Source organism: Phytohabitans flavus, assembly GCF_011764545.1.
GTDB lineage: Bacteria > Actinomycetota > Actinomycetes > Mycobacteriales > Micromonosporaceae > Phytohabitans > Phytohabitans flavus.
Map to the genome: position 1 here is coordinate 3,002,305 of NZ_AP022870.1, position 26,216 is coordinate 3,028,520.

The 26,216-nt window shown below is 72.7% G+C and carries 24 protein-coding genes and 2 pseudogenes; 11 read left to right on the plus strand and 15 right to left on the minus strand.

Going from position 1 to position 26,216, the window contains the following annotated elements:
- Positions 1–58 precede the first annotated feature (58 nt).
- The 12 genes and pseudogenes from Pflav_RS13085 to Pflav_RS13140 form a co-directional block, all read right to left on the minus strand.
- Entirely contained in the window at positions 59–1,096 is a 1,038-nt protein-coding gene (locus tag Pflav_RS13085) for an amidohydrolase family protein (protein ID WP_173036420.1), read from the minus strand.
- On the minus strand, positions 1,093–1,617 hold the full coding sequence (locus Pflav_RS13090; RefSeq protein ID WP_173036421.1) for a 3-hydroxyanthranilate 3,4-dioxygenase: 525 nt from the start codon (positions 1,615–1,617) through the stop codon (positions 1,093–1,095). Before Pflav_RS13090 ends, Pflav_RS13085 begins: the two co-directional genes overlap by 4 nt.
- A gap of 10 nt (positions 1,618–1,627) precedes the next feature.
- A complete protein-coding gene (locus tag Pflav_RS13095; RefSeq protein ID WP_173036422.1) occupies positions 1,628–2,026 on the minus strand; it encodes a RidA family protein in 399 nt (132 codons plus the stop codon).
- Positions 2,023–2,739 carry a 2-keto-4-pentenoate hydratase gene (locus tag Pflav_RS13100; RefSeq protein ID WP_173036423.1) on the minus strand — a complete coding sequence of 239 codons (717 nt, stop codon included), beginning with the start codon at positions 2,737–2,739 and terminating at the stop codon, positions 2,023–2,025. The genes Pflav_RS13095 and Pflav_RS13100 overlap by 4 nt, the downstream gene beginning before the upstream one ends.
- Positions 2,736–3,746 carry a 4-hydroxy-2-oxovalerate aldolase gene (gene dmpG, locus Pflav_RS13105; protein ID WP_173036424.1) on the minus strand — a complete coding sequence of 337 codons (1,011 nt, stop codon included), beginning with the start codon at positions 3,744–3,746 and terminating at the stop codon, positions 2,736–2,738. Before dmpG ends, Pflav_RS13100 begins: the two co-directional genes overlap by 4 nt.
- Positions 3,743–4,639 (minus strand): acetaldehyde dehydrogenase (acetylating), encoded by an 897-nt coding sequence (locus Pflav_RS13110; RefSeq protein WP_173036425.1) that lies wholly within the window; start codon positions 4,637–4,639, stop codon positions 3,743–3,745. Before Pflav_RS13110 ends, dmpG begins: the two co-directional genes overlap by 4 nt.
- Complete coding sequence (locus tag Pflav_RS13115) at positions 4,636–5,418, minus strand: 2-keto-4-pentenoate hydratase (RefSeq protein ID WP_173036426.1); 783 nt, start codon at positions 5,416–5,418, stop codon at positions 4,636–4,638. The genes Pflav_RS13110 and Pflav_RS13115 overlap by 4 nt, the downstream gene beginning before the upstream one ends.
- Complete coding sequence (locus Pflav_RS13120; RefSeq protein ID WP_173036427.1) at positions 5,415–6,923, minus strand: 2-hydroxymuconic semialdehyde dehydrogenase; 1,509 nt, start codon at positions 6,921–6,923, stop codon at positions 5,415–5,417. The genes Pflav_RS13115 and Pflav_RS13120 overlap by 4 nt, the downstream gene beginning before the upstream one ends.
- Positions 6,920–8,239 (minus strand): FAD-dependent oxidoreductase, encoded by a 1,320-nt coding sequence (locus Pflav_RS13125; RefSeq protein ID WP_173036428.1) that lies wholly within the window; start codon positions 8,237–8,239, stop codon positions 6,920–6,922. The genes Pflav_RS13120 and Pflav_RS13125 overlap by 4 nt, the downstream gene beginning before the upstream one ends.
- A 1-nt stretch (position 8,240) precedes the next feature.
- Positions 8,241–9,470: a kynureninase gene (kynU, locus tag Pflav_RS13130; RefSeq protein WP_173042406.1), complete on the minus strand. Its 1,230-nt coding sequence runs from the start codon at positions 9,468–9,470 to the stop codon at positions 8,241–8,243.
- A gap of 13 nt (positions 9,471–9,483) precedes the next feature.
- Positions 9,484–10,372 (minus strand): annotated as a pseudogene (locus Pflav_RS13135) (tryptophan 2,3-dioxygenase).
- An 85-nt stretch (positions 10,373–10,457) separates the two neighbouring features.
- Positions 10,458–11,081: a TetR/AcrR family transcriptional regulator gene (locus tag Pflav_RS13140; protein WP_173036429.1), complete on the minus strand. Its 624-nt coding sequence runs from the start codon at positions 11,079–11,081 to the stop codon at positions 10,458–10,460.
- Between the two features lie 84 nt (positions 11,082–11,165).
- Here Pflav_RS13140 and Pflav_RS13145 point away from each other — a divergent pair, with 84 nt between their 5' ends.
- The gene (locus tag Pflav_RS13145) at positions 11,166–11,930 is read left to right on the plus strand and encodes an SDR family oxidoreductase (RefSeq protein WP_173036430.1); all 765 of its coding nucleotides are present in this window, start codon (positions 11,166–11,168) and stop codon (positions 11,928–11,930) included.
- A gap of 337 nt (positions 11,931–12,267) precedes the next feature.
- On the opposite strand, the gene Pflav_RS13150 is transcribed toward Pflav_RS13145, so the two are convergent.
- Positions 12,268–13,239 carry an NAD-dependent epimerase/dehydratase family protein gene (locus tag Pflav_RS13150; RefSeq protein ID WP_173036431.1) on the minus strand — a complete coding sequence of 324 codons (972 nt, stop codon included), beginning with the start codon at positions 13,237–13,239 and terminating at the stop codon, positions 12,268–12,270.
- Positions 13,240–13,384: 145 nt separating this feature from the next.
- Between Pflav_RS13150 and Pflav_RS45370 the strand changes: the two are divergent.
- The 4 genes and pseudogenes from Pflav_RS45370 to Pflav_RS13170 all read left to right on the plus strand — a co-directional run bounded on the left by Pflav_RS45370 (position 13,385) and on the right by Pflav_RS13170 (position 17,895).
- A pseudogene (locus tag Pflav_RS45370) lies at positions 13,385–14,154 on the plus strand (SDR family NAD(P)-dependent oxidoreductase).
- Between the two features lie 70 nt (positions 14,155–14,224).
- Positions 14,225–15,139: a DMT family transporter gene (locus tag Pflav_RS13160; protein WP_173036432.1), complete on the plus strand. Its 915-nt coding sequence runs from the start codon at positions 14,225–14,227 to the stop codon at positions 15,137–15,139.
- Positions 15,140–15,156: 17 nt separating this feature from the next.
- Positions 15,157–15,822 (plus strand): VC0807 family protein, encoded by a 666-nt coding sequence (locus Pflav_RS13165; RefSeq protein WP_173036433.1) that lies wholly within the window; start codon positions 15,157–15,159, stop codon positions 15,820–15,822.
- 57 nt (positions 15,823–15,879) lie between these two features.
- Complete coding sequence (locus Pflav_RS13170) at positions 15,880–17,895, plus strand: bifunctional phosphatase PAP2/O-acyltransferase family protein (protein ID WP_173036434.1); 2,016 nt, start codon at positions 15,880–15,882, stop codon at positions 17,893–17,895.
- Here Pflav_RS13170 and Pflav_RS43545 read toward each other — a convergent pair.
- Both Pflav_RS43545 and Pflav_RS13175 read right to left on the minus strand, forming a co-directional pair.
- Positions 17,892–18,242 carry a helix-turn-helix domain-containing protein gene (locus Pflav_RS43545; protein WP_197938412.1) on the minus strand — a complete coding sequence of 117 codons (351 nt, stop codon included), beginning with the start codon at positions 18,240–18,242 and terminating at the stop codon, positions 17,892–17,894. The two genes, Pflav_RS13170 and Pflav_RS43545, sit on opposite strands and share 4 nt — an antisense overlap.
- A complete protein-coding gene (locus Pflav_RS13175) occupies positions 18,236–19,108 on the minus strand; it encodes a hypothetical protein (RefSeq protein ID WP_197938414.1) in 873 nt (290 codons plus the stop codon). Before Pflav_RS13175 ends, Pflav_RS43545 begins: the two co-directional genes overlap by 7 nt.
- A gap of 136 nt (positions 19,109–19,244) precedes the next feature.
- Here Pflav_RS13175 and hpnC point away from each other — a divergent pair, with 136 nt between their 5' ends.
- From hpnC to Pflav_RS13205, 6 genes are all read left to right on the plus strand, one after another.
- Positions 19,245–20,135 carry a squalene synthase HpnC gene (gene hpnC / locus Pflav_RS13180; protein WP_173036435.1) on the plus strand — a complete coding sequence of 297 codons (891 nt, stop codon included), beginning with the start codon at positions 19,245–19,247 and terminating at the stop codon, positions 20,133–20,135.
- Positions 20,132–20,992: a presqualene diphosphate synthase HpnD gene (hpnD, locus tag Pflav_RS13185; RefSeq protein ID WP_173036436.1), complete on the plus strand. Its 861-nt coding sequence runs from the start codon at positions 20,132–20,134 to the stop codon at positions 20,990–20,992. The genes hpnC and hpnD overlap by 4 nt, the downstream gene beginning before the upstream one ends.
- A gap of 76 nt (positions 20,993–21,068) precedes the next feature.
- On the plus strand, positions 21,069–22,418 hold the full coding sequence (gene hpnE / locus Pflav_RS13190; protein ID WP_173036437.1) for a hydroxysqualene dehydroxylase HpnE: 1,350 nt from the start codon (positions 21,069–21,071) through the stop codon (positions 22,416–22,418).
- Positions 22,418–23,482: a polyprenyl synthetase family protein gene (locus Pflav_RS13195; protein ID WP_173036438.1), complete on the plus strand. Its 1,065-nt coding sequence runs from the start codon at positions 22,418–22,420 to the stop codon at positions 23,480–23,482. The genes hpnE and Pflav_RS13195 overlap by 1 nt, the downstream gene beginning before the upstream one ends.
- A complete protein-coding gene (gene shc / locus Pflav_RS13200) occupies positions 23,482–25,383 on the plus strand; it encodes a squalene--hopene cyclase (protein WP_173036439.1) in 1,902 nt (633 codons plus the stop codon). Before Pflav_RS13195 ends, shc begins: the two co-directional genes overlap by 1 nt.
- A complete protein-coding gene (locus Pflav_RS13205; RefSeq protein ID WP_232071335.1) occupies positions 25,380–26,216 on the plus strand; it encodes a hypothetical protein in 837 nt (278 codons plus the stop codon). Before shc ends, Pflav_RS13205 begins: the two co-directional genes overlap by 4 nt.

Sequence of the window (26,216 nt, forward strand, 5' to 3'; positions counted from 1 at the left end):
GCTCTAGTACACGAACGTGGAGGTGACACCGGGAAATGACTAGAAGCGTCAACTCTTGTCAAGTACCCGATAGGGCGACGCCTGCCGTCCGATGTAGACCGCCGAGGAAGCGGGCGGCGTTCGTACTCAGTAGCTTGCTCCGCTGCTCCTCGGTCAGGAAGTCGGCCTTGCGGACGACCTGTCCGGCTGGGCGCTCGCCCAACGGGTACGGATAGTCGCTGCCGACGAGTACCCGGTCCTCCCCCATCACCGACACCAGCAGGCGCAACGCGGGCTCCTCGAACACCACGCTGTCTACGTAGAACCGTCCGATGTAGTGGCTCGGCGGGCGGGTGGAGCGGCCGCGTACCAGGTCACCCCGGCGGTGCCAGGCGTTGTCGGCGCGGCCCAGCCAGTACGGGAAGTTTCCGCCGCCGTGTGCGAAGCAGATCCGCAGCGTGTCGGGTACCGCGTCGAAGACGCCGCCGAGGATCATCGCGAGCAGGGAGAGGTGGGTCTCCGCGGGCATGCCGGTCAGCCAACGGGCCATCCAGCGGTCCAGCCTCGGGCCGCCCGGCATGTCCCACGGGTGCACGAAGACGGGCGCGCCCACCTCGGCGCAGTGCCGCAGGAACTGGACGACGCCGGGGTCGTCGAGGTCGCGGTCGCCGACGTGGTTTCCGATCTCCACCCCGGCGTGCCCGGCGGCCAGGCAGCGGTCCAGCTCCTCACACGCGGCGTCCGGGTCCTGGAGGGGGACCTGGCAGAACGGGACCAGCCGGTCGCCGCCCGCGGCCGCGCACTCCAGCACCAGGTCGTTGAAGACGCGGGCCACCTTCACGGCCTGCGCGGCCGGCCGGTCGTACGAGAAGAAGATCGGGGTCGGCGAGACCACCTGCACGTCGATGCCGTCGGCGTCCATGTCGGACAGTCGGGTGGGCGCGTCCCAGCAGGCCGACTGGATCGGGCGCCACTCGTGGTCGCCGACCATCAGCATCGCCGCGCGCTCGGAGTCGACGCGCAGCCAGGGCCAGCCGGTACCACCGCACTCGGCGGCCAGGTCCGGCCAGCCCTTCGGCACGACGTGCGTGTGGACGTCGTAGACGGGAAGGTTCATCCCTTGCCCGGGTGGAGCGTGCCGCACTTGTCACATGTACGGGCGGCCTCGTCCGCGTAGAACGCCTGGAAGATCGGCGGCAGTTCGACGACGATGTCGCGCACCTGGAGCTCGACCTCGTGGACCAGGTTGCCGCACTCGGGGCAGTACCACTGGAACTTCTCCAGCGTGCCCTCCTCGCGCACCCGCTCCACGACAAGCCCGATCGACCCCTCCTCCGGGCGCTGCGGCGAGTGCGGCATGTTGCCCGGCAACACCCACATGTCGCCCTCGCGGATGTGGATGGTGTCGGGGCCCTCGGGCGTCATCACGTTCAGGTGCATGTTGCCCTTGATCTGGTAGAAGAACTCCTCGTACGGGTCGACGTGGAAGTCGGTGCGCTGGTTGGGGCCGCCGACCACCATCACGACGAAGTCCGACCCGGTCGGAAACATCTGCTTGTTACCCACCGGCGGCTTGAGCAGGTGTTGATTCTCGGCGAGCCAGCTCGGGAAGCTCACCGGGCGCGGGACCTCGGACATGGCAACTCCCTCACGGTAGAAGAGCGACGGCTTGCATCTCGATCAGCAGGTGCGGGTGCGGCAGCTGGTGTACGGCGACGGTGGTGCGGGCCGGGCCGGTCTCGTCGAAGAACTCCGCGTACACCTCGTTGTAGCCGCCGAAGTCGTTCATGTTGACCAGGTACGTGGTGACCTGCGTGACGTCCGAGAGGTCGGCGCCGATGGTGCGGAGGATCTCCCGCACGTTCTCGATCACGGCGCGGGTCTGCACGCGGATGTCCAATGTGGTCGTACCCAGCTCGTCCACCGCCGCGCCGGCGATCGTGTTGTCCGGGCGGCGGCTGGAGGTGCCGGAGACGAACGCGAAGCCGCCCGCGACCTTCACGTGCGGGAAGCGGCCGCGGGGGCGGGCCATGCCGTCGATGATCATGACGCCCGCACCGCCACCGTGCCGAGGCCCTCGACCACGGCCCGCACGTACGCGCCCTTCACCAGCGGGACCGCCGCCGTGGCGGCGCCCGCGAGGAGCACCCACCCGGCCTCGGTACGGGACCCGGCGAGACGCCGCGCGGCGACGAGGGCTCGGCGCGGGTCGCCGAGGATCGCCGCGGTCGAGCCGATCTGCACGACCCGGCCGTCGACCTCCAGCAGTACCCCCAGGTTGTCCAGGCCGCCGGGCAAGGGCCGCCAGGGCCCGATCGCGAACGCGGCCGCGGACGAGTTGTCGGCGATGACGTCGGCCAGCGAGAACGTGAAGTCGGCGTACCGCGAGTCGATCACCTCCAGCGCCGGGGCGACCGCCGTGGCGTTGCCCGCAGCGTCGAGGAGGAACGCCACCTCCGGCTCGATCCTCGGGTGGATGAGCCGCGAAGTGTCCACAGTGGTGCTGTCGGCGACCGCCATGCCGTTGGTCAGGCGGCCCCAGATCACCTCGTCGACGCCGACCTGCGCCATCTTCGCGCGGCTGGTGAGGCCCAGCTTGATGCCGACGAGCCGCTCGCCGCGGGCCAAGCGGCGGGCGACGAGGGCTTCCTGCACCGCGTACGCCCCGTCGGGGTCGACGCCCGCCGCGGAGACGATCTGCGGGATGGCGACCGCGTCGCGCGCCGCCGTGTCGAGGCGTTCGGCCAGGTCGTCGGTCATCGCGCGCCCTCCTTCACCAGGTCGAGTGCGACGTCCACGATCATGTCCTCCTGGCCGCCAACCATGCCGCGGCGGCCAAGCTCGACAAGGATCGTGCGCACGTCGACGCCGTAGCGGTCGGCCGCCGCCTCCGCGTGCCGCAGGAAGCTGGAGTACACGCCGGCGTACCCGAGCGACAGCGTCTCCCGGTCCACCCGCACCGGCCGGTCCTGCAACGGGCGGACCAGGTCGTCGGCGGCGTCCATCAGCGCGAACACGTCGCAGCCGTGCGCCCACCCCATCAGGTCGGCGGTGGCGGCGAAGACCTCCAGCGGCGCGTTGCCGGCGCCGGCACCGTGCCCGGCGAGCGCGGCGTCGACCCGGGTGGCGCCGTGCTCGACGGCGACCACCGAGTTGGCGACGCCGAGCGAGAGGTTGTGGTGGGCGTGGATGCCGATCTGGGTGGCCGGGTCGAGCACCTGGCGGTACGCGTCCACGCGGTCGGCCACGTCCCGCATCAGCAGCCGGCCGCCGGAGTCGGTCACGTACACGCAGTGGGCGCCGTACGACTCCATCAGCTTCGCCTGCCCCGCCAGGGCGGCCGGGTCGTTCATGTGCGACATCATCAGGAACCCGGCGACGTCCATGCCGTTCTCCCTGGCCCAGCCGATGTGCTGGGCGGCGATGTCCGCCTCGGTGCAGTGCGTGGCGATCCGCACGCTGGTCACCCCGAGGTCCCGGGCGGCGCGCAGGTCGTCGATCGTACCGATGCCGGGCAGCAGCAGCGTGGTGAGCGTGGCCCGCTGGACGACCTCGGCGGCCGCGGCGATCCACTCGGCGTCGGTGTGCGCCCCGCGCCCGTAGTTGACGCTCGACCCGGCGAGCCCGTCGCCGTGCGCCACCTCGATGGCCGCGACACCGGCGGCGTCCAGCGCCGCCGCGATCTGGCGTACCTGGTCGACGGTGAAGCTGTGCCGCACGGCGTGCATGCCGTCCCGCAGCGTGACGTCCTGGATGTACAGGCTCATGCCGCAACCTCCGCGCGCAGGGCCACCATGCGCTCCGCGGTACGCAGGGCCGCCGACGTCATGATGTCCAGATTTCCGGCGTACGCGGGCAGGTAGTGACCCGCGCCGGACACCTCCAGGAAGACCGTCACCAGTAGACCGTCCACCGTGGATGCGAACTGCACGTCCTGCTTGAGGCGGTAGCCGGGCACGTACTCCTGGACGCCGGCCACCATCTCCCGCACCGATACGGCGATCCGCTCCCGGTCGGCGCCGCTGTCGGGGCAGAGGCAGTAGACGGTGTCGCGCATCAGCATCGGCGGGTCGGCCGGGTTGAGCACGATGATGGCCTTGCCTCGGCCGGCGCCACCGACCACTTCGAGGGCCCGCGCGGTGGTGACGGTGAACTCGTCGATGTTCGCCCGGGTGCCCGGTCCGGCCGAGCGGGAGGCGATGGCGGCGACGATCTCCGCGTACGCGACCGGCGTGACGGCGGCGACCGCGGCGACGATCGGCACCGTGGCCTGCCCGCCGCAGGTGACCATGTTGACGTTCGGCTCGCGCAGGTGCTGGTCGAGGTTGACCGGCGGTACCACGTACGGTCCGACGGCGGCCGGCGTGAGGTCGACGACGAGCCGGCCGTGCTCGCGCAGCACCGCGGCGTGGCGGTGGTGGGCGCCGGCCGACGTCGCGTCGAGGACGATCCCGACGTCGGCGAACTCGGGCATCGCGACAAGCCCGTCGATGCCGGCCGAGGTGGTGGCGACGCCGAGCCGCGCCGCGCGGGCGAGCCCGTCGGACGCCGGGTCGATGCCGGCCATGGCCACCATCCGCAGGGACGTGGAGAGCCGCAGCACTTTGATCATCAGGTCGGTACCGATGTTGCCCGACCCGATCACGGCGACGCCGGTCATCGGGAGTCCCCCTTGTCGAAGCAGACGCGCACCGAGCCGAGGCCGGAGATCCGGGCCTCGTACGCCGCGCCGGGTGTCACCGGCACCATCGGCCCGAGCGCGCCGGAAAGCACCACGTCACCGGCGCGCAGCGGCTGCCCGGCCTTAGCGAGCGTCGCGGCGAGCCAGGCCACCGCGTGCAGCGGGTTGCCGAGGCAGGCCGCGCCCGCGCCGACCGACACCGGCTCCCCGGCGTGCTCCAGGACCGCGCCGCAAAGCCGGAGGTCCACGTCGGACAGCCGGACCGGGCGGGTACCGAGCACGAAGAGGCCACTGGAGGCGTTGTCCGCGACGGTGTCCACGATGGAGATGTCCCAGCCGGCGACCCGGGAGTCGACCACCTCGATGGCGGGCAGCAGGTGGTCGGTGGCCCGGATGACGTCCACAGTGGTGACCTGGGACTCCGGCAGGTCCGCGCCGAGCACGAACGCCACCTCCGCCTCGACCCTCGGCTGTAGCAGCCGGTCGAGCGCGATCTCGGCGCCGTCGGGTACCGCCGCGTCGGCCATCAGCACGCCGAAGTCGGGCTGGAAGACGCCGAACGCCTCCTGTACGGCGCGCGCGGTCAGGCCGATCTTCGCGCCCACCTGGCGGCGGCCGGCGGCGAGCCAGGCGTCGACCTGCTCGCGCTGCACGGCGTACGCGGCGTCGACGTCACCCACGGGAATGTGCGTCCCCCGCAGCGGCGGGCACGGCACCCCGGTCTGGTAAGCCTCGGTGAGGACTGCCGCCGCGGTCATGAGAGGTCCACGCAGACGTTGGTGAGCTCGGAGTAGAAGGCGAGCGAGTGGACGCCGCCCTCGCGCCCCACCCCGGACGCCTTCACGCCGCCGAACGGGGTACGCAGGTCGCGCAGGAACCACGTGTTGACCCACACGATCCCGGCGTCGAGCCCGGCGCCGGCGCGGTGAGCCCGCCCGACGTCCCGCGTCCACACCGTCGCCGCCAGACCGTAGTCGCTGTCGTTTGCCAGCGCGAACGCCTCCTCCTCGTCGTCGAACGGGGCCACATGGCACACCGGTCCGAATATCTCCTCGCGGTTCGTACGGTCGGCGTTGGAGAGTCCGGTGAGGACGGTCGGCTGGATGTACGCGCCGCCGTCCCGCGCGTCGCCGAGCGCCGGCACACCACCGCCGGACACGACCGTGGCGCCCTCGGTGCGGGCCAGGTCGTAGTAGCCGAGCACCTTCTCCCGGTGCTGGCGGGAGATGAGCGGCATCGTGCCGGTGTCCTCATCGGACGGCCAGCCGAACGGCAGGGCGGCGGCGCGCTTGCCGAGCCGCGCCACGAACTCGTCGAACACCGGCCGCTGCACGTACAGGCGCTCGGTACACAGGCACACCTGGCCGCCGTTGGTGAAGCTGGAGCGGACCGAGCCGTCCACCGCGGCGTCGAGGTCCGCGTCGGCGAAGACGAGCCCGGCGTTCTTGCCGCCCAGCTCGAACGAGACCGCCTTCACCCCGTCGGCCGCGGCCCGCATGATGGCGCTGCCGGTGGCCGACTCGCCGGTGAAGGTGATCGCGTCCACCCCCGGGTGGCGGGTCAGGAACTCGCCGGCGGAGTCCGGCCCGAAGCCGTGTACCAGGTTGAAGACGCCATCGGGCACGCCGGCCGCCGCCATCACCTCGGCCAGCAGCGTCGCGGAGGCCGGGGTTTCCTCGGAGGGCTTGACCACGACCGCGTTGCCGCAGGCGAGCGCCGGGGCCACCTTCCAGGTGAGCAGCAGCAGCGGCAGGTTCCACGGCACGATGATGGCGACGACGCCGGCTGGCTTGCGGACGGCGTAGTTGAGCGCGCGGCCCCCGCCGGGCGTGACGGTCGTGAACGACTCGGTGGGCGCGGCGGAGACGATGTCCGCGAACGCCCGGAAGTTCGCCGCACCGCGCGGTACGTCGAGCGTCCGGGCCTGGCTCGCCGGCTTGCCGGTGTCGGCGACCTCGGCGGTCACCAGGTCGTCGAAGCGCCGGTCGAGCTCGTCGGCGATCCTGCGCAGTACCGCCGCCCGCTCCCGCTCGCCCAGCCGACTCCACGGCCCGCGCAGCGCGGCCCGCGCGGCCGAGACGGCGGCGTCCACAGTAGACTCGTCGGCCTCGGCCACCGCGAAGACCTGCTCGCCGGTGACCGGCGAGTGCTTGGCGAACGTACGGGCGGCCGGCTCGAAGCGACCGCCGACGAAGTTACGCAGCAGCCCCGGCTCGCCGGCCGGGCGGCCGGTGGTGGCCAGCCGCGGGTCCCACAGCGTCACGGCGCCCACCTCCGCAGGCCCGCGGCGGCGAGCCCGGCTCCGGCCAGCAGCGCCGCGACGCCGACGGCCCGGTGCTGCAACTGGACGCGGCGGCGCACCTCGGCGTACGGGGTGTTGGAGAACGAGACAAGCTCGTACCGGGAGACGTACCGGCCGGGCAATGCGCGTTCCAGCGCGTGCTCGACCCGCTTGCCGAGGCGGAACACGGGCGAGGCGACCTTGTCGCGCATCTCCACGAAGTTGGCGAGGGCCATCTCCGCGATCGCCTCCGTGTCGTCCCGGCGCCGCTCGTGGAAGAGCGGCAGCGCCCGCGACCAGTCCTCGGCCGTATCGGCGAGGCAGCGGTCCAGCTCGACCACGTCCTCCATCGCGCAGTTGGCGCCCTGGCCGTAGAACGGGACGATCGCGTGCGCGGCGTCGCCGATCAGCCCGACCCGGCCGTGCGCGTGCCACGGGTCGCAGCGCACGGTGCCGAGCAGCCCCACCGGGTTGTGGTGGTAGTCGTCGACGAGGTTGGGCGCGAGCGGCAGCAGGTCCGGGTAGTGGGTGGCGAAGTGCCGCTCGATCGCCGCCGGGCTGCTCAGCGACGCGAAGCTGCGGGTACCGCCGTTGGGCCAGAAGAGCGTGCAGGTGAACGAGCGGTCCGGGTTGGGCAGCGCGATCATCATCGAGGTGCCGCGCGGCCAGATGTGCAGCGCACCCGGGTCGAGCGCGAAGTCCCCGTCAGCCGGCGGGATGCTCAGCTCCTTGTACCCGTAGTCGAGGAAGTCGAGCGACTCGGTGAGCGCGTCGTGGGCGAGCAGCTGCCCGCGTACCGCCGAGCCGGACCCGTCGGCGCCGAGCACGACGCCCGCGGTGACCTGGACTCTGCCCTCTTCGGTCTCGAAGGTCATCTCGCCGGTCGCCGGCTCCAGCCCGACGAGCTTGTGGCCGAAGACGACCCGTACGCCGGGTGCCTTTTCCGCGGCATCGAGCAGGGCGTTGTTGAGGGCGCCGCGGCTGATCGAGTTGATCGCCCGCTGACCGTCCACACTGTACGGCTGGAAGTCCAGCTCACCCTCTGTCGGGTGGATCATGCGGCCCCGCATCGGGAGCGCGTCGGCCATCACCTGCTCGGCGAGGCCGATCTGGCGCAGGGCGTTGAGGCCGCGCTCGGACAGGGCCAGGTTGATCGACCGGCCCCGCTCGGGCCGGCTGGTGCGCGGGTCGGGCCGCCGCTCGTACACGGTGACCTCGTATCCGCGCCGGGCCAGGAAACACGCCAGCAGGCAGCCGCACAGGCCGGCACCGACGACGGCCACATTGGACCCGCTCATGTCACACCTCCTTGACCGTCGCGGCCAGCGCCCGGGCCGCGCGCCAGCAGTCGTGGTACGTGGAATAGAGCGGCACCGGCGCGAACCGCACGATGTCCGGCTCCCGCGCGTCCGCGATGACACCGTGCTCGTGGCGAAGCCGCCGGCTGATGTCTCCGGCCGCGCCGTCGCCGATCCGGACCGACAGCTGGCAGCCGTGGCGCTCCGGCTCGCGCGGCGTGACGACTTCGAGGGGCCGGCCCGGCGTCACCTCGTCGAGCAGCTCGCGCAGGTACCCGGTCAGGCGCAGGCTGCGCGCCCGCAACGCGTCCATGCCGACCCGGTCGAAGATCTCCAGCGACGTGCGCACCGGACCCATCGCGAAGATGGGTGGGTTGGACACCTGCCAGGCGTCCACTGTGGCCGGTGGCCGGGCGACCGGCGCCATCTCGAAGCGGGTGGCCGGGTCGGTGCTCCACCAGCCCTCGAAGCGCGGCAGCGCACCGTCGGCCAGGTGCCGCTCGTGCACGAACGCGCCCGCCAGCGCGCCCGGCCCGCCGTTGAGGTACTTGTACGAGCACCAGGCGGCGAAGTCGACACCCCAGTCGTGCAGGCGCAGCGGCACGTTGCCGGCGGCGTGCGCGAGGTCCCACCCGACCACCGCTCCGGCGGCCTGCCCGGCCCGGGTGACGGTGGGGATGTCCATCAGCTCGCCGGTGAGGTAGTTGACGCCGCCGAGCAGCACGAGCGCCACCCGCTCGCCGTGCTCCCGCAGGTACGCCAGCATGTCCTCAGTGCGCGTGAGGCGTACCACCGTGGTGTCGGGGTCGAGGCCGTGGAAGCGGGCCTGGCTGCGCACCGCGTAGCTGTCGGAGGGGAATGCCGTGTCCTCGATGAGGATCTGGTCGCGGGCGCCGGCCGGGCGGTAGAACGACACCATCAGCAGGTGGAGGTTGACAGTCAGCGAGTTCATCACGACCGCTTCGCTGGGCAGCGCGCCGACGAGCCGGGCGGCCCGCTCGGTCAGCAGCTCGTGGTAGGGCAGCCACGGCCGGCCGGCCTCCAGGTGCCCCTCCACGCCGAGCCGGGCCCAGTCGCCGAGGTCGGCCAGCAGCTCGGGCACGGTCGCCTTGGGTTGCAGGCCCAGGGAGTTGCCGGCGAAGTAGGCGGTACCCGGTGGGATGTGGAAGAGGTCCCGGTGGCCGGGGTCCGCCTCGTCCCGGCGGCGGGCGTCGTACTCGTCGAAGGTCACCTCAAGCACCGCCTCACATGTGGGTCCGGGCGGACCACAGCTCGGGGAAGACCGGCTTGCCCATGCTGCGGCGCAACCAGTTGGCCCCGGAGGAGCCGGCGGTGCCGGGCTTGTCGCCCAGGGTCCGCAGCACCGCCTTGAGGTGCAGGTACCGCCAGTCGCTGAACTGCTCGCCGACCTCGGTGAGCGCCTCGCCGAGCAGCCACAGGTCGTTGCCGGGCGTCGGGTTCTGGTAGACGCGCACCCAGGCGTCCTCGACGGCCGGGTGCGGGGCGTGGTCGAGGGTGCGGTCGCGGTCGCGCGCCTCGGCCGGGATGTCGTTGCCGCGCCGGGCCAGCAGCGCGATGACCTCGTCCCACAGGCTCGGCTCGCGGATGTCGCGGGTCAGCTCGGCGTAGACGGCCTTCTGCCGGCGGAACGGGCGGATCAGCGGCTCACTCTTGAGGCCGAGCGCGAACTCCATGTGCCGGTACATGGCCGACTGGAAGCCGGACGCCTCGCCGAGCTGGCCACGGAACCTGTTGAAGTCGGTTGGGGACATCCAGCGCAGCGTCCGCCACGAGGCGTTGAGCCCTTCCAGGTGCAGGCCCGCCCGGCGCAGCGGCTCCAGCGCTCCCCACACGTCGTCCTCGCGCACGAGCCGTTGCGCCTCGCGCAGCTCGTACCGGATCAGCCCGAAGTACAGCTCCATGATCTGGCTGACCACCAGGAACGACATCTCGCCCGGGTCGTCGCTGATGGTGCGCTGAAGCGTGTGCAGGGTGCGGGCGTGCACGTACTCGTCGTACGGCGCGCTTTCCGCGAACTGGATCTCGTCGTCCTCCTGGACGGCCACCACGGGTGCCGCTGCCACGGAGATCACCTCCACCAACAGGATCGTCGGTGGACGGTCCGTGGTGAATGGCCGTTCAACGGGTGCGCGGCGGCAGGACCCGCAGAGCGAGCGGTTGAACGGCGCGGCGACTTAACGTTCGTAAAGTGGGCCGGTCAGCCGTCGAGGATGCCGTCGCCGAAGGCGGCGACGAGTGCCTTCCGGACCAGGTCGGCCAGGTCGGCCCGGCCCTCGTCCTCGGCCCAGCGCACCAACGCCGTGTGCATGGCGGCCAGGCAGGCGCTGGCCGCCGCCTGGGCGTGGAACGCCGCGTCGGGCTCGGCGGCCTCCTCCCCCAGGGCGCCGACGATCGCCTGCTGGAGGGCGTACTGGTTGTCCAGGTGCTTCGCCCGTAGGGCCGGCGTCGAGATCATGAGCCGGAGGCGGGCGAGCAGGAACCGCCCTTCCGGCGTCAGGTCGCCCGTGGTGCCGCTCCGGGTCAACGCCGTGGCCGAGTCGACGAGCGCGTTGCCGACGCGGCGGACCAGTGGCCGCGCGGCGGGCGACGCGGTGATCCGCTCGGCGAGCAGTCGGCCGTACTGGTCGACCAGCACCAGGTCCTCCTTCGTGGGGAAGTGCCGGTACACGGTCATCGGTGACACCCCGGCGGCCTCGGCGACGTCGATCACGGTCGTGGCGTCGTAGCCGCGCTCGACGAACAGCCGTACCGCGTGTGCCTGGATCGCGCGCTGCGTCTCCGCTCGTCGCTGCGCGCGCAGTGTTGAGTGCTGGTCGGGCATGTGGTAGACACTACCTCAGTGGTAGTCACTACCATGTCGGTAGTAGCTAACAGCAGGATCGACGACACAGCGGGGATGGCTGACATGGGTGATCTGACCGGCAGGACGGCACTGGTGACCGGGGCGTCGCGCGGCATCGGGCAGGCGATCGCGACCCGATTGGCGGCACAGGGGGCCGAGGTCATCGTGCATTTCGGCACGGACAAGGAGGGTGCGGTGGCGACGGTCGACGCGATCGAGCGTTCCGGCGGTACCGCGCTGGCCGTCGGGGCGGTCCTCGGCGTGGACGGCGACGTGGAGACGCTCTTCGCGGGGGTGGAGGCCGGCCTGGCCGGGCGGCCCCTGGACATCCTCGTCAACAACGCGGCGGCCGGGCCCGCCGGCCCGATCGGGGCCACGACGCGGACGCAGTTCGACCACCTCTTCGCGGTGAACGTGCGAGCGCCGTACTTCATCGTCGAGCGAGCACTGCCGCTGCTGCGCGACGGTGGCCGGATCATCACGATCTCGTCCGCGGCGACCCGGATGGCCAATGCCACCCAGACGTCGTTCGCGATGACGAAGGGCGCGGTCGAGACGATGACAATGACCTTGGCGAACCAGCTCGGCGTCCGCGGCATCACGGTGAACGCGGTCGCGCCCGGCGCCACCCGGACCGCGACGAACGGGGCGCTCTTCGAGGCGCCGGGCCTGGCCGAGTTCATCACCGGAGCGACGGCGCTCGACCGGCTCGGCGGGCCGGACGACGTCGCCGAGGTGGTCGCGTTCCTCGCCACGGACGCGGCGCGCTGGATCACCGGTCAGGTCATCGACGCGAGCGGCGGCCTGTTCCTCGGACCGCGCGCCTGACCAGCCCGCCAGCCTAGCCCGCTGTCAAACCAAGGAGATTGAGCTACCGCGACGTCCGTTGTGGTCCGGACCGCTGCTCCCGCGGCCTCACCCTCCGCTGTTCACAACCCCCGGCACGGCAAGGTCTGGTCGGACGAGCGGCATGGGGTGAGTACGCTGGGCGCATTTGCTCTGCTTCCCTCCAGGAGGCGGCCTGCGGCCCGGGGCGGGGTCCGGGCCGACGTAAGCCGAGTGGTGGGGTGAGCCAGGGGCGCGTGGCCCGCCGTTCAGGCAGATCTTGGTATCCAACAGCCCCGATAGGGGCAGTTCTGTACCACGATCTGCTGCTCCCGACAATCTAAACCGTCAGCGGGTTGGCGACGTCGAGACGTCCGTGGTCGATGAGCCAGCGTACCGACTCCAGCACCGCGTCTTCCGGCTCGTACCGCGGGGCGTATCCGAGCAGCGCGCGTGCCTTGTCGATGCTGACGTAGTGGTTGCGGACCAGATGCTCCCAGCTGGTCCGGGCGGCGTCGCCGTCATTGTCGCGACGGAAGTCGTCCCACGTCACCGGGCGCAGCACCGCGATCTGGCCGAACCACGACGCGGCGATCCGGGCGTAGCCGCGCACGTTCAAGGCGGAGGGCGCGACCACGCTGAAGGCCTCACCAGCGGCGGCGTCGCGGTGAACGACGGCCGCCTCGAATGCCTGGGCCACGTCGTCCGCGTGGACGTGGTGCATGAACTCCGCGCCGATCCCCGGAACGTCGATCGGCTCTCCGGCCGACAGCTTGTGCCACACCGCGGGGTCGAAGTTGCCGAGAGGGCCGACCGGGTGCCAGCCGGGACCGACGATGTGACCCGGATGCAGTGACGTGGTGACCAGCCCGCCGGACCTGGTCTCCTCCTCCAGCAGGTGGACGATGGCGGCCTTCGCGATGCCGTACTCCCCGACCGGCGGCGCCCCGTTGTCCTCGGTGACCGGCACCTTCAGGCTCGGGCCGAACCGCCAGATCGAGCCGCAGTGCAGCAGGTGCCCGGTCTGCCCGCGCAGCCGCTCGACGAGCGCGGTCGCGGAGTCGGGGGTGAAGCAGATGAGGTCGATGACCGCGTCGGGTCGAAGGCCGGCGATCCGGTCCGGGAAGGTGCCCTCGCGGTCCTCGACGGCTCGGTCCGCGGTCACCTGACGCACGTGGCGCCAGGTCGGGTCGTCGACATAGCTGGATCGCTGTCCACGGCTGACGTTGACCACGTCGTGGCCGGCCCGGACCAGACGGGGGATCAGGAATGTGCCGATGTGCCCGCTTCCACCGATGACAACGATCTTCATGGCGTCAGGCTAGCCGCCGCGGTGCTGGTCCAGCGGGTCACGTGCTCGCCGGCGCCCCGGCCGCGGGGAACGGGACCGCGCACGCGAAACGCCACATGCCGGCAGCATTGCCACGACAATGGGTCACTGGGCGGTTTCACCGGAGATGGGAGGCGCCGTGCGGATCCGGGACAGCGTCGCGCTGGTCACTGGCGCCTCGTCCGGCATCGGATGGGCCACCGCGGTCCGGCTGTCCGGCGCTGGTGCGCGGCTGGTCGTGCACGGGCGCGACCAGGCCCGGCTCGCGGAGCTCGCCGACCTCGTCAACGGCGTGCCGCTCACCGGGGAGCTGGCCGCTCCCGGCCAGGTCGACCGGCTCGCCGAGGCCGCACTCGACGTCGCCGGCCGGGTCGACATCGTGGTGCACAACGCTGGTAGCGGCTGGGCCGGCTCCTTCGACCGGATGCCGCAACCGGACATCGGACGCCTCATCGCGGTCAACCTCGCCGCGCCCATCGGCCTGACCAGGGCGGTCCTGCCGCAGATGCGGGCGCGGGGGACGGACACCTGATGTTCGTCACCTCTATCGCGGGACGCGTGGGCGTGGCCGGCGAGGCCGTGTACGCCGCGACAAAGGCCGGCCTCGACGCGTTCGCCGAGAGCCTGCGGCTGGAGCTGCGGGGCAGCGGCGTCGGTGTGGGTGCGCTCGCGCCCGGGGTGGTACAGACCCGCTTCTTCGAGCGCCGGGGCCAGCCGTACGCGCGCAGCCGCCCCCGCCCGATCCCGGCGGAACGGGTCGCGGACGTCCTGGTCCGGGCGATCAAGTCGGGACGGGACGACAGGTACGTACCGGGTTGGCTGCGCCTGCCCGTCGCGGTACGCGCGGTGGCGCCCGGCCTCTACCGCCGTCTGGCCGGAAGGTACGGCGGGAGCTGATTGCCGGAGCGCGGGGGCCCGATCGTGAAACGATCGAGACCGTCCCGTCGTCTAGCCACGGGGGTGCGCCTTGCTGCTCGCCGTCAGCCTCGGGCTGCTGGCGGCCTTTCTCAACGCGGCGGCGGCCTCACTCCAGCAACACGGGACCCAGCTAGCCCACCAGTCGCTGCCACCGCACCGGGGCGGATCGCCGCTGGCGATCGTGCCCACCCTAGCCCGCCGCTTAGTCCACACCCGTATCTGGCTGGCCGGGTGGGTGACGGATTTGTCCGGCTTCGTGGCGCAGGCCGGGGCTCTGACCGCCGGCTCGGTGGCGCTGGTCCAGCCGCTGCTGGTCACCGAGTTGCTCTTCGCGCTACCACTGGCGACCGCGTGGAGCCGGCGGATGCCCGGCCGGCGCGCCTGGGTGTCCGCGGCGGCGATCAGCGGCGGGGTGGCGATCTTCTTGGCCGTGCCGGACGCCGCGCCGGTTGACGGGGCCGCTAACCGGGAACGCATCATAGTGGCCGGCGTTCTCGCGATCATCGTCGTCGGCGTGCTGCTACTGGTGGCGCTCGGGCGGCGGCCGCTGGTGCAGGCGACGCTTGTCGCGGTCGCGGCCGGACTCTGCTTCGCCATGTCCGCCGTGCTGCTGAAGCTGACCTCGGAAGACCTGCTGGAGCGCGGCATCGCCGCGACAGCCACGGACTGGGTGGGATACGGCCTGGCCGCCGCGACATTGAGCGGCCTGCTCCTGGTGCAGTGGGCGTTCACGACCGGGTCGCTGGCCGCCGCGGTCGCGACAATGACCATCACAAATCCGATAGCGAGCTACCTCGTCGGGGTGTGGGCCTTCCACGCCGAACCGCCGACAACCGCTGGCGCGCTGGCCGGCGTGGCCGGTGCCGGAGCCCTGATCAGTGCGGGTGTGGTCGGCCTTTCGCACTCCTCTATCGTGCGACCTACGCAGGATGCGCCGGCGGGGGCGACGCGAGATCACGACTAGATCACCCAGGACGAACGATGAAGCAAACCGAGCCACACGTCCATATCGAGATCGGCGAACTGCGGCCCGCGCTCCAGCGGGCCGGCCGGCTGTTCCTCGAGACGGTGCTCATCCCGACCGCTCTGCTGTACGTGCTGCTGCACACCGTGAGCCTCGCCGCTGGGCTGGGCGCGGTGCTCGGCTGGTGCGCGCTGACGCTCGCGATCCGCTGGGTACGCGGCCGGCACCTGCCCGGCACGCTCCTGCTGTGCGTCGGGATGCTGTGCGGCCGGGCGAGCTTGGCGCTGATCCTGTCCAGCGCCCTCGTGTACGTCCTCCAGCCAGTGGTGGGCTCGGTGCTGATGGCCCTGCTCTTCCTGGGCAGCGCCGCCTTCCGCCGCCCGATCACGATGCGGCTGGCCAGGGACTTCGTGACGTTGCCCGCCCACCTGTTCGAGCGCCCCGGCGTACGCCGCATGTTCACGCAGGTGGCGGTGCTGTGGGGCGGCTCTCGGCTGGTGGACGCGGCGCTGACCCTGACGCTGCTGCGCTTCGGGCTGGACGCCGGACTGCTGTCCCGCGGCGTGTTCAGCGGACTGCTGACCGGGTTGACGATTCTCGCCTGTACCGGGTGGGGCTGGCGTTGCCTCCGCCGCCTGCCGGGCATCTCGGTTCACCTGCGCGCACCGGTACCCGCTGCCTGAAGAGAGCGCGGGTCCGATACCGGCGAGTCGCCCGACAAATCGTGCTAAAAGTCTGAGGTGACCACCGGGGGCAAGCCCGAGCGGCCGCCCTGGGTCCGGGAAATCGCGATCGGGTTGGCGGTCTTCGCCGTCTACGCAGTCGTGACCAGCCGGGACTGGCCGGGCCGGCGGGAAACGGCGATGGCGCGCAGCCGGCAGATCTTCGACCTGGAACGCGCGCTGCACATCGACATCGAGCCGGCCCTTAACCGGTGGCTGGTGCCGCACGACACCCTTCGCGTCATCGCCAACTACGAGTACGCCACCACGTACATCGTCAGCGCGCTGGCCCTGATCTTCTGGCTCTACTGGCGGCGGCCGCCGGTGTACCGCTGGGCCCGGAACTCGTTCGTCCTCGTCAACCTGCTCAGCATCGCCTGCTTCGCGGTCTACCCGGTGGCGCCGCCGCGGCTCGTCCACGGCCTCGGCTTCGTCGACACGGTCCTGCTCGGCCAGACCTGGGGCTCGTGGGGCTCGCCGCTCGTCTCCCACGCCAACGAGCTGGCCGCCATGCCGTCGCTGCACTTCGCCTGGGCGGTGTGGGTCAGCGTGATGCTGGCCGCGTACGCGGGCGGCCGCCTGGTCCAGCTGGCGAGTGCGGTACACGTGGGGGTCACCGCGCTCGTCATCATGGCCACGGCCAACCACTACCTGCTCGACGCGGTCGCCGGTGCGCTCGTGGCGCTGCTGTGCGTCGCGGTCACCAAACCCTCACCGGGCCGGGGTGAGCGGGTGGCGGCCGCCGACGCCTTCTTCCTGCACGTGGAGTCGGCCGCCGCGCCCCAGCAGGTCGGCGGTCTGGCGCTGCTGGACAGCGCGGACCGGCCGGACCTGCGCGACGCCGTGGAGGGCGTCGTGCGGGCGCACCTGCACGAGATGCCCCGGTTCCGGCAGCGGCTGTCGGCACCGTCGCGCTGGCGGCGGCCCCGCTGGGTGGACCACCCGGACCTGGACTGGGCCTGGCACGTGCCGGAGCGCCAGGTGAGTGCGGCCGACGGTGACGCGGCACTGCACGCGCTGGTCGCCGAGGTCGCCGCTACTCCCCTGCCCCGGGACCGCCCGATGTGGCGGTTCGTCGTCGTAACCGGGCTCAGCGGCGGCCGGGCCGCCGTCATCGTGCTGGTACACCACGCGGTGGCCGACGGCATCGGTACCGTCGCGCACGCGCTGAAGGTCTTCGAGCCGGCGCTCCCGGTGCAGGCGCCCGGTCCGGCGGCCCGCCTCGGCCGGGTGCGCGCCGCGCTCGGTACCGCGGTCGGCCTGGCCCAGCTCGCGACCGACGGCCGGCCGGCCAACCGCTACCCGACAAGTGCCACCGCGCTGCGGCGCTTCGGCACCCTCGAAGTGCCGCTGGACACCGTCCGTTCGCTGGCCCGGCGGCACGGCACGCGGGTGTCGGACGTACTGCTGACCGCGGTCGCCGGGGGCCTGCGCCGGATGCTGCCCGACCCCGACCAGGCCGCGAGCCGGTTGCGGGTCGCCGTGACGCTGACGGTGCGCGACCCGACCTCGACCGCCGAGGGCAACAGCACGGCGGCGGTGATGACGGACCTGCCGCTCGGGCCGCTGCCGGAGGCGGAGCGGCTGGCGGGCGTCGCCGCGAGCTGCCGCCGGCTGCGCACCGGCACAAGGGCGATCGCATCACGGTTCGTGATGGTGCGGCTGGCCGGCCTGCTGCCCGCGCCGGTACACGCCTGGTTCGCCCGGACGGTCTACGGTGCCCGGTTCTTCCAGGCGATCGTGTCGAACATGCCGGGCCCGCCGATCCAGCTCAGCCTGGCCGGCGTGCCGATCATCGGCGCACACCCGATCCTCCCGCTCGCGCCCGGTACGCCGCTCACCGTCGGCGCGCTCGGCTGGAACGGGTCGCTCTGCATCGGGATCAGCGCCGACCCGGCGCTTCTCGACGACGCCGACGAGCTGGCCGCCTCGATCGGCGGGGTACTGGACGAGCTGCGCAGCTGCGCCCCGGACGGCTCGGTCACCCCCGCGGGCGGCCCGGCCGCGGACCGCAGCGGCGCCGCCGGCCGCTAGGCCACGCCGGCCGGCTCCATGCCGTCGGCTCCCCACGCGAGGGCGAGCGTCATGCCGGCCCGGGCGGCCGGATCGTCCAGCGTCGAGCCGAGCAGGTCATGCAGCCGGGCCATGCGGTACCGCACCGTCTGCGGGTGTATGCGCAGCTCGGCGGCGACCGCCCGGCGGTCGCCGAGGTGGCGCAGCCAGGCCGCGAGCGTCTCGATCAGCCGCTGCCGTACGGCCGGTGTCAGGTCCGCCAGCGGGGCCAGGCACTGACTGCGCAGGGCCTGAAGCAGCCGGGTGTCCCGATGCACGATGATCGCGTCGAGGTGCTCCGCCACGAACACCGGGTCGTCGGTCAGCATCCCCCGCGCGAGAGCCGCAGCGCGATCTCGGCGATCTCCACGCTGGCCGGGAGCTGCTCCGGCGGTACCGGATGCCCGATCACCGCGCCCGTGCCGCGCATCTCCGCGACCAGCCGCTGGCGGCGGCCGGGACGGGCCGGGTCCGGCAGCACGGCACCCGTCAGCTGCCGGCGCCGGATGAGCAGGCACGAGGCGTCCAACCGGGCCAGCGTCGCCTGCCCGACCGGGTTGTCCGGGTCGACGAGGACCACCGCGACCTCGCGCGGCAGCGGCCAGCCGGCCCGGGTCGCGGCGGCCCGCACGGCGGCGCTGTCCGAACGGTCCGACAGCAGCAGCTCGACGAGGTCGTCACGGAGCCGTTCGCGGGCGGCGACGGCCTCCGACTGCTCCGCGACGTAGCCCCGCGCGGACGCGGACGACAGCTGGTCGACGTAGGCGAAGACCGCCTCCGCCAGCGCCGCGAGGGCATCGGGGGCGACGCCTGTCTCCAGGGCGGTACCGGACACCTCGTGCCATGCCACCCGGGCCCCGAGCTGGTACGCGGACAGCAGCGCGGACAGGTCCCGCCCCTCCCGCCACTGCGCGCGGCCGATCTCCTCGAAGAGGGTCACCGGTGTGGTCGGCGCGGGGATCAGGTCGCTGTGCGGCTCGGACAGGTACTCCTCCGCGAACTCGACGAGCCAGCGGATGAACCCCTCCGCCGCGACCTCGACCTCGGCCTGCTCCTCGGCGAGAAACTGGGCATAGTCGGGCCAGTCCGCGGTGAGCAACCGACGGACCTCGTCGAGCAGGTGCGGCAACCGCCCGATCAGTGCGGGAACGAGTGCCTCCAGCGAGGCGTCCCGTCCCGGATCGCGTGATCGCATCGGTTTCCGGTGTACCTCATCTTCGGTTCGCGGGTACACGATTGCCGCGTTTTTGTACGCGGGTGACAAGCCGGCGGCGACCGACTTACTCGTTTCTTCGCAGACTCATCGCCCACTCAAGGTGCAGCATCGAATGATGGCGCATCCGGGGTCCGGATCGGCAGGGGCGTCGCGAGCGGGGGGCGCGCGAGGCACGCCCGGGGATACGTATCTGCGCCGCCGGGAACAGTCCGAGAACTTCCCGGTCGCGCTGAAGGTACTGCCCCGGGAGCTGCGCACGCACCTGCGCGCGGTCTACGACGTCGCCCGGGTCATCGACGACCTGGGCGACCGGGACGGCGGCGACCGCACGGCGGGTCTGCTGGCCTTCCGGGCCGACCTGGCGACGGTGTGGCAGGGCGGCGCGCCGCAGGCGAACGTACTGCGCCGGCTCGTGCCGACCGTCCAGGCCCGCAGCCTGTCCCCGAAGCCGTTCGACGACCTCGTCAAGGCCAACCTCCAGGACCAGCGGGTCGACCGCTACGCCACGTACGCGGAACTGCGGGCGTACTGCGCGCTCTCCGCCGACCCGGTCGGCCGGATCGTGCTGGCCATCTTCGGCGCCAGTACGCCGCGCGCCGTCCAGCTCTCCGACCGGGCCTGCACGGCGCTTCAGCTCATCGAGCACTGGCAGGACGTCGCCGAGGACCGCCGGGCCGGCCGCGTCTACCTGCCGCAGGAGGACCTGGCCGCGTTCGACGTGCCGGAGACCGACCTGGACCTGCCCACGACCTCAGGCCGGCTGCGGCGCCTGATGGCGTACGAGACGGAGCGCGCGGAGAAGCTCCTGGACTCCGGCGACCATCTGCTCGGGATGCTGCGCGGCTGGGCCCGGCTGGCGGTGGCGGGGTACGTGGCCGGTGGCCGGGCCGCGATCGACCGGCTACGCGAGAGCAATTGGGCGATTATGTCGGGAAGCCCGGGGATATCACGCTTAGCTGTAGTTCGACACCTTTCCAGGGGGCTCATGAGAAGGGCGGTGTCGTGAGCGGAACTCTCGACGAGGCGTACGCGCGGTGCGCGTCCATCACCAAGGAACGGGCGCGCAACTTCTACTACGGGATCAGGCTTCTGCCCGGACCCAAGCGCGCGGCGCTGTGCGCGGTCTACGCGCTGGCGAGGCGGATCGACGACATCGGCGACGGTGACCTGCGCCAGGCGGACAAGGCGGCGGGGCTCACCGCGCTGCGGGTGGCACTGCGGGACATCGACGGCAGCACCGATCCGGTACTGCTCGCGGTCGCCGACGCGGCCCGGCGGTACCCGATCCCGCTCGACGCGTTCGACGACCTTGTCGACGGCGTGGAGATGGACGTCACCGGCCACAGCTACGACAGCTTCGACGACCTCGTCGGGTACTGCCGCTGCGTGGCCGGCTCGGTCGGCCGGCTCTGCCTGGGTGTCTTCGGCAGCCGGCCGGACCCGAAAGCGTCCGGTTACGCCGACGCGCTGGGCATCGCCCTCCAGCAGACGAACATCCTGCGCGACCTCCGCGAAGACCTCGCCGACGGCCGGGTGTACCTGCCGCAGCGGGACCTCGACAGGTTCGGCGTGGAGTTGGCCCTGGACGAGCAGGGCGCGCTCGTCGACAAGGACGGTGAGCTGGCCGCCCTGATCGACTTCAGCGCCGCCCGCGCCCGTGGCTGGTACCGCGACGGCCTGCGCCTCGTGCCGCTGCTGGACCGGCGCAGCGCCGCCTGCTGTACCGCGATGTCCGGCATCTACCAGCGGCTGCTGGACCGGATCGCCGAGCGGCCGGACACCGTCTACGACCAGCGGCTGTCGCTGTCCCGCTGGCAGAAGGCCGGCGTCGCGACCCACGCTCTGCTCGGCCGGGCCTCATGAGCGAGCGGAGCGAGCGAATCATTAGGCACAGTGCGGTCGGAGCCTCGTGCCCGCCCGCAGCGAAGCGAGGACGGGCATGAGCGTCGGCGTGGTCGGTGGCGGGCTGGCCGGGCTCACCGCCGCGCTGCGCTGTGCGGACGCCGGCCGTGAGGTGACGCTGTTCGAGGCCACCCCGCGGCTCGGTGGCCTCACCTACTCGTTCCGCCGGGGTGACCTGCACGTCGACAACGGGCAGCACGTCTTCCTGCGCTGCTGCACCGCGTACCAGGGGCTGCTGCACCGGCTCGGCGTCGCCGACCGGGTCACGCTCCAGCCTCGGCTCGACATCCCCGTGCACTCCCCCGCGTCGAAGCGGCCGGCCCGGTTGCGCCGCTCGGGACTGCCCGCGCCGCTGCACCTGTCCGGGGCGCTGGCCCGGTACGGCCCGCTGTCGCCGGCCCAGCGCCTCGCCTTCGTCCGGGGCGCGCTGGCACTGCGCCGGGTCGACCCGGCAGACCCGAGGACCGACGAGCAGAGCTTCGGCGCCTGGCTGGCCGCGCACGGCCAGGGCGAGCGGGCGGTCACCGCGCTGTGGGACCTGGTCGGCGTGGCCACCCTGAACGCGCGGGCGGCGGAGGCCTCGCTGGCCCTGGCCGCCACCGTCTTCCAGATCGGGCTGCTCACGGAAACCGCGGCCGCCGACATCGGCTGGTCCGCCGTGCCGCTGTCGCGCCTGCACGAGGAGCCGGCCCGGGCCCACCTGGCCGCGGCCGGCGCGCGCGTGCTGACCGGCGCGAAGGTACTGGCCATCACGCCGCACGGCGATCGATGGCTGATCCAGTCGCGAGAGGGGGACCACATGGTCGACCAGGTCGTGCTCGCCGTCCCGCCGGAGGCGGCCGAACGCCTGCTGCCACCGGGTAGCGCGCCGCTGCCCGACGGGTGGGCGCGGCAGTTGGGCAGCGCACCGATCGTCAACGCGCACGTGGTGTACGACCGGGCAGTGCTGTCCGCGCCGTTCGTGGCCGGGATCGACACCCCGATCCAGTGGGTGTTCGACCGCACCGCGCAGTCCGGCCTCGCCACCGGGCAGTACCTGGCCGTCTCGATATCGGCCGCCGACGACCTCGTCGACCTGCCCACCGCCACCCTGCGCGAGCGGTTGCTGCCGGCGCTGGCCGCGCTCCTGCCGCGGGCCCGGCAGGCCACCGTCACCGACTTCTTCGTCACCCGGGAGCGGCACGCCACGTTCCGCCCGGCACCCGGCAGCGCCCGGTCGCGGCCGGGCGCCGTGACCGCCGCGCCGGGGCTCTTCCTCGCCGGTGCGTGGACCGCCACCGGCTGGCCGGCCACGATGGAGGGCGCGGTGCGCAGCGGCGAGACGGCCGCCGAAGCGCTGCTGGCCAGACACTCACCCAGCTTTCGCCCACGGAAGGTCACGGCTTGATGCACCCCACGAAAACGCAGGGCAAGGCGGGGCGTTTCCGCGGGGACCCCGCGACCGCGCCGCCGACCACGCTTCGGCAGAGCCGGGACATCGTCACCCCGGCACTGAGCGCGGCGCTGGAACGCCTCGACGAGACAAGCCGCGCCCAGGCCCGGTACCACCTGGGCTGGACCACCGCGGACGGCGAGACGTCCACCGGCGAGGGCGGCAAGGCGGTACGGCCGGCGCTGGCGCTGCTGTCCGCCCGAGCCGTGGGTGCCCCCGCCGAGGTGGGCCTGCCCGGTGCGATCGCCGTCGAGCTCGTACACAACTTCTCGCTGCTGCACGACGACGTGATGGACGGTGACACGCTGCGCCGCCACCGCCGCACGGTGTGGGCCGTGTGGGGTACGCCCAGCGCGATCCTGACCGGCGACGCGCTGCTGGCGCTGGCCCAGGAGGTGCTGCTGGAGTCCGGTTCGCCGTACGCGGCCGACGCCGGCAGGCTGCTGGCGTCCGCGACCCGCGACCTGGTCCGTGGCCAGGTGCGGGACCTCGCCTTCGAGAGCCGCACCGACGTCACCTTGGACGAGTGCCTGGACATGGTGGCCGGCAAGACCGGTGCCCTGCTCTCGGCGAGCGCGGCGATCGGCGCGGTCCTGGCCGGCGCCCCGGCCGCCACCACCGGCGCCCTCGCCGCCTTCGGCGCCCACGTGGGCATCGCCTTCCAGATCGTCGACGACCTGCTGGGCATCTGGGGCGACCCGGCGCTCACCGGCAAGCCGGTCTTCTCCGACCTGTGCGCGCGCAAGAAGACGCTGCCCATGACGTACGCGGCCAGCCAGCCTGGCCCGGCCGGTGAGCGGCTCGCCGAGTGGCTGGCCAGCGCCGAGAAGGCGGACGAGGCGGCGCTGCCCGAGATCGCCGCGCTCGTGGCAGCCGCGGGCGGGAAGGACTGGGCCACCGAGGAGGCGGGGCGGCGCCTGCGCCTCGCCGAGTCTGCGCTCGCCGCCGTACCGATCCCGGATCCGCCGCGCGACGAGCTTGTCGCGCTCGGCCGTTTCATCGTCACCCGGGAGGCGTGATGACCCAGGATCTCGTTTCGGCTCCCGCGGTTCCGGCGGACGACCGCACCACGGTGGCGCTCGACCGGGCGGTGGCGCACCTGCGCGGCCTCCAGGACGACGCCGGCTGGTGGAAGGGCGAGCTGGAGACCAACGTGACGATGGACGCCGAGGACCTGCTGCTGCGCGAGTTCCTCGGCATCCGCGGCGAGCGGGAGACGGCGGAGGCGGCCCGGTGGATCCGGTCCCAGCAGCGGGACGACGGCACCTGGGCGACCTTCTACGGCGGCCCGGCCGACCTGTCCACCACGGTCGAGGCGTGGGTGGCGCTGCGGCTCGCCGGCGACCCTCCCGACGCGCCGCACATGAAGCGGGCCAGCGGCTTCGTCGTCGCGTCCGGCGGGCTGGAGCGCAGCCGCGTGTTCACCCGGATCTGGCTTGCCCTCTTCGGGCTGTGGCCGTGGGACCAGCTGCCCGAGCTCCCACCAGAAATGATCTTCCTGCCCAGGTGGTTTCCGCTCAACGTCTACGACTGGGCCTGCTGGGCCCGGCAGACGGTCGTGCCGCTGACCATCGTCGGCGCGCTGCGCCCGGTGCGGCCCCTGCCGTTCGGCATCGACGAGCTGCGTACGGGCAGGACGGTGCCCGCCGAACTTACGTGGACCGTCGCCGGGGCGTTCCACCGCCTGGACCGGGTACTGCACCTGTACGCCCGCCGCCCGATCCGGCCGCTGCGCCGGCGCGCCCTGCGCCGGGCCGCGCAGTGGATCCTGGCCCGCCAGGAGTCGGACGGGTCGTGGGGCGGCATCCAGCCACCGTGGGTGTACTCGCTGCTCGCCCTGCACCTGCTCGGCTACCCGCTGGACCATCCCGCGCTGCGGGCCGGCCTCGACGGCCTCGACGGCTTCACCATCCGCGAGGAGACGCCGGACGGATGGGTACGCCGGCTGGAGGCGTGCCAGTCGCCGGTCTGGGATACCGGGCTGGCCATGACCGCTTTGCTCGACGCCGGCGTACCGTCCGACGACCCGGCGGTCGTACGCGCCGCCGACTGGCTGCTGGACGAGGAGATCCGGGTGCCGGGCGACTGGGCGGTACGCCGGCCGCGGCTGCCCACGGGCGGCTGGGCGTTCGAGTTCGCCAACGACGGTTACCCGGACACCGACGACACCGCCGAGATCGTGCTGGCGCTGCGGCGCACCGCGTACCCGGACCGGGTCCGGTTGCGCGCGGCCGTCGACCGGGGCGTGGCCTGGACCGTCGGCATGCGCTCGCGGGACGGCGGCTGGGCGGCGTTCGACGCGGACAACACCCGTACGCTGGCGAACAAGCTGCCGTTCTGCGACTTCGGCGAGGTCATCGACCCGCCGTCCGCCGATGTCACGGCGCACGTGGTCGAGATGCTCGCCGCCGAGGGCCGGTCCGGCGGGGCGGCGTGCCGTGGCGGGGTGGCCTGGCTGCTGCGGGCGCAGGAGCCGGACGGGTCGTGGTTCGGCCGCTGGGGGGCCAACTACCTGTACGGGACCGGCGCCGCCGTACCCGCGCTGGTGGCCGCCGGCATCGACCCGGCCTTAGCGCCGGTGCGCCGCGCCGTACGGTGGCTCGAAGCGCACCAGAACCCGGACGGCGGCTGGGGCGAGGACCTGCGCTCGTACGCCGATCCCGCCATGGCCGGCCGCGGCACGTCCACCGCCTCGCAGACCGCCTGGGCACTGCTGGCCCTGCTCGCCGCCGGGGAAACCTCGTCCACAGTGGAGCGCGGCGTACGCTTCCTCGTCGACACCCAGCGACCGGACGGCACGTGGGACGAGCCGCAGTTCACCGGCACCGGTTTCCCCGGCGACTTCTTCATCAACTACCACCTGTACCGGCTCGTCTTCCCGGTCTCCGCGCTCGGCCGGTACCTGGCGGGGCGCCCGTGACCGGCACGGCCACCGTCTACACGCCGCTGCTCGTCGAGCGGGCGGCCCTGCTCGGCGCCCCCGCGAACCTGCGCGTCGTGCGTACCGGCATGGGTCCCAAGCGCGCGCGGGCGGTGCCCGCCCCCGCCGGACCGACCGTCGTCGCCGGGGTTTGTGGCGGCCACACGTGGGAGCTCGTGGCCGGCGACCTGGTGGTGGCGAGCGAGGTACGCGGCGGCGACGCCGTCGTGCCGTGCCCTTCCGCGCCGCTGCTCGCCGGTGCACTGCGCCGCCTCGGGCTGGGAGTCCACACCGGACCGATCCGGTCCAGCCCGCATGTGCTCAAAGGTCCGGCGGGCGCGGACGCCGTCGACATGGAGTCGGCCTGGCTCGCGCCGCCCGGGGAAACCCCGTTCACCGTCGTGCGCGCGGTGGTCGACACGCCGGAACATCCACTGTGGAGATTCGGTACCCCGGCACGGGGCGTGCGGGCCCTGCGCGCGCTGCGCCGCGCGGTACCGGCACTCCAGCAATGGGCGGCGGCGACCGGCTACCGGGAGCTGCGGGTGGCCGACCAGCCCTCGTTCGACGGCGCCGACCTGGTCCTTGTCGCCGGCCGGGCAAGCTCGCCGGAGACCCGGCGGCTCGTCGCGGCCGCCCTGCACGACCGCCTGCCGGTACACCTCGTGGACGACGTCCGGCGGGTGGACCTGCGCTGGCTGGCCGGCGCCCGCCGGGTGGACATCACCGCCGCGGCGTCGGCGCCGCCGGGGCTCGTCGACGACCTCATCCGCTGCCTGTCCGGCCTCGGGCCGGTGACAGTGCGTTTCACGCTCTCCAGGGAGGTGATTTGA

Bases quoted from the DNA above. Each gene is read 5' to 3' on its own strand.
- Pflav_RS13100 (WP_173036423.1), bottom strand. From the start codon at position 2,739: ATGACCGACGACCTGGCCGAACGCCTCGACACGGCGGCGCGCGACGCG.
- hpnC (WP_173036435.1), top strand. From the start codon at position 19,245: ATGGCGCATCCGGGGTCCGGATCGGCAGGGGCGTCGCGAGCGGGGGGC.
- dmpG (WP_173036424.1), bottom strand. From the start codon at position 3,746: ATGAGCCTGTACATCCAGGACGTCACGCTGCGGGACGGCATGCACGCC.
- shc (WP_173036439.1), top strand. From the start codon at position 23,482: ATGACCCAGGATCTCGTTTCGGCTCCCGCGGTTCCGGCGGACGACCGC.
- Pflav_RS13095 (WP_173036422.1), bottom strand. From the start codon at position 2,026: ATGATCATCGACGGCATGGCCCGCCCCCGCGGCCGCTTCCCGCACGTG.
- Pflav_RS13175 (WP_197938414.1), bottom strand. From the start codon at position 19,108: ATGCGATCACGCGATCCGGGACGGGACGCCTCGCTGGAGGCACTCGTT.
- Pflav_RS13090 (WP_173036421.1), bottom strand. From the start codon at position 1,617: ATGTCCGAGGTCCCGCGCCCGGTGAGCTTCCCGAGCTGGCTCGCCGAG.
- Pflav_RS13125 (WP_173036428.1), bottom strand. From the start codon at position 8,239: ATGAGCGGGTCCAATGTGGCCGTCGTCGGTGCCGGCCTGTGCGGCTGC.
- Pflav_RS13145 (WP_173036430.1), top strand. From the start codon at position 11,166: ATGGGTGATCTGACCGGCAGGACGGCACTGGTGACCGGGGCGTCGCGC.
- Pflav_RS43545 (WP_197938412.1), bottom strand. From the start codon at position 18,242: ATGCTGACCGACGACCCGGTGTTCGTGGCGGAGCACCTCGACGCGATC.
- Pflav_RS13140 (WP_173036429.1), bottom strand. From the start codon at position 11,081: ATGCCCGACCAGCACTCAACACTGCGCGCGCAGCGACGAGCGGAGACG.
- Pflav_RS13110 (WP_173036425.1), bottom strand. From the start codon at position 4,639: ATGACCGGCGTCGCCGTGATCGGGTCGGGCAACATCGGTACCGACCTG.
- Pflav_RS13195 (WP_173036438.1), top strand. From the start codon at position 22,418: ATGCACCCCACGAAAACGCAGGGCAAGGCGGGGCGTTTCCGCGGGGAC.
- Pflav_RS13165 (WP_173036433.1), top strand. From the start codon at position 15,157: ATGAAGCAAACCGAGCCACACGTCCATATCGAGATCGGCGAACTGCGG.
- Pflav_RS13150 (WP_173036431.1), bottom strand. From the start codon at position 13,239: ATGAAGATCGTTGTCATCGGTGGAAGCGGGCACATCGGCACATTCCTG.
- Pflav_RS13085 (WP_173036420.1), bottom strand. From the start codon at position 1,096: ATGAACCTTCCCGTCTACGACGTCCACACGCACGTCGTGCCGAAGGGC.
- Pflav_RS13115 (WP_173036426.1), bottom strand. From the start codon at position 5,418: ATGACCGCGGCGGCAGTCCTCACCGAGGCTTACCAGACCGGGGTGCCG.
- hpnE (WP_173036437.1), top strand. From the start codon at position 21,069: ATGAGCGTCGGCGTGGTCGGTGGCGGGCTGGCCGGGCTCACCGCCGCG.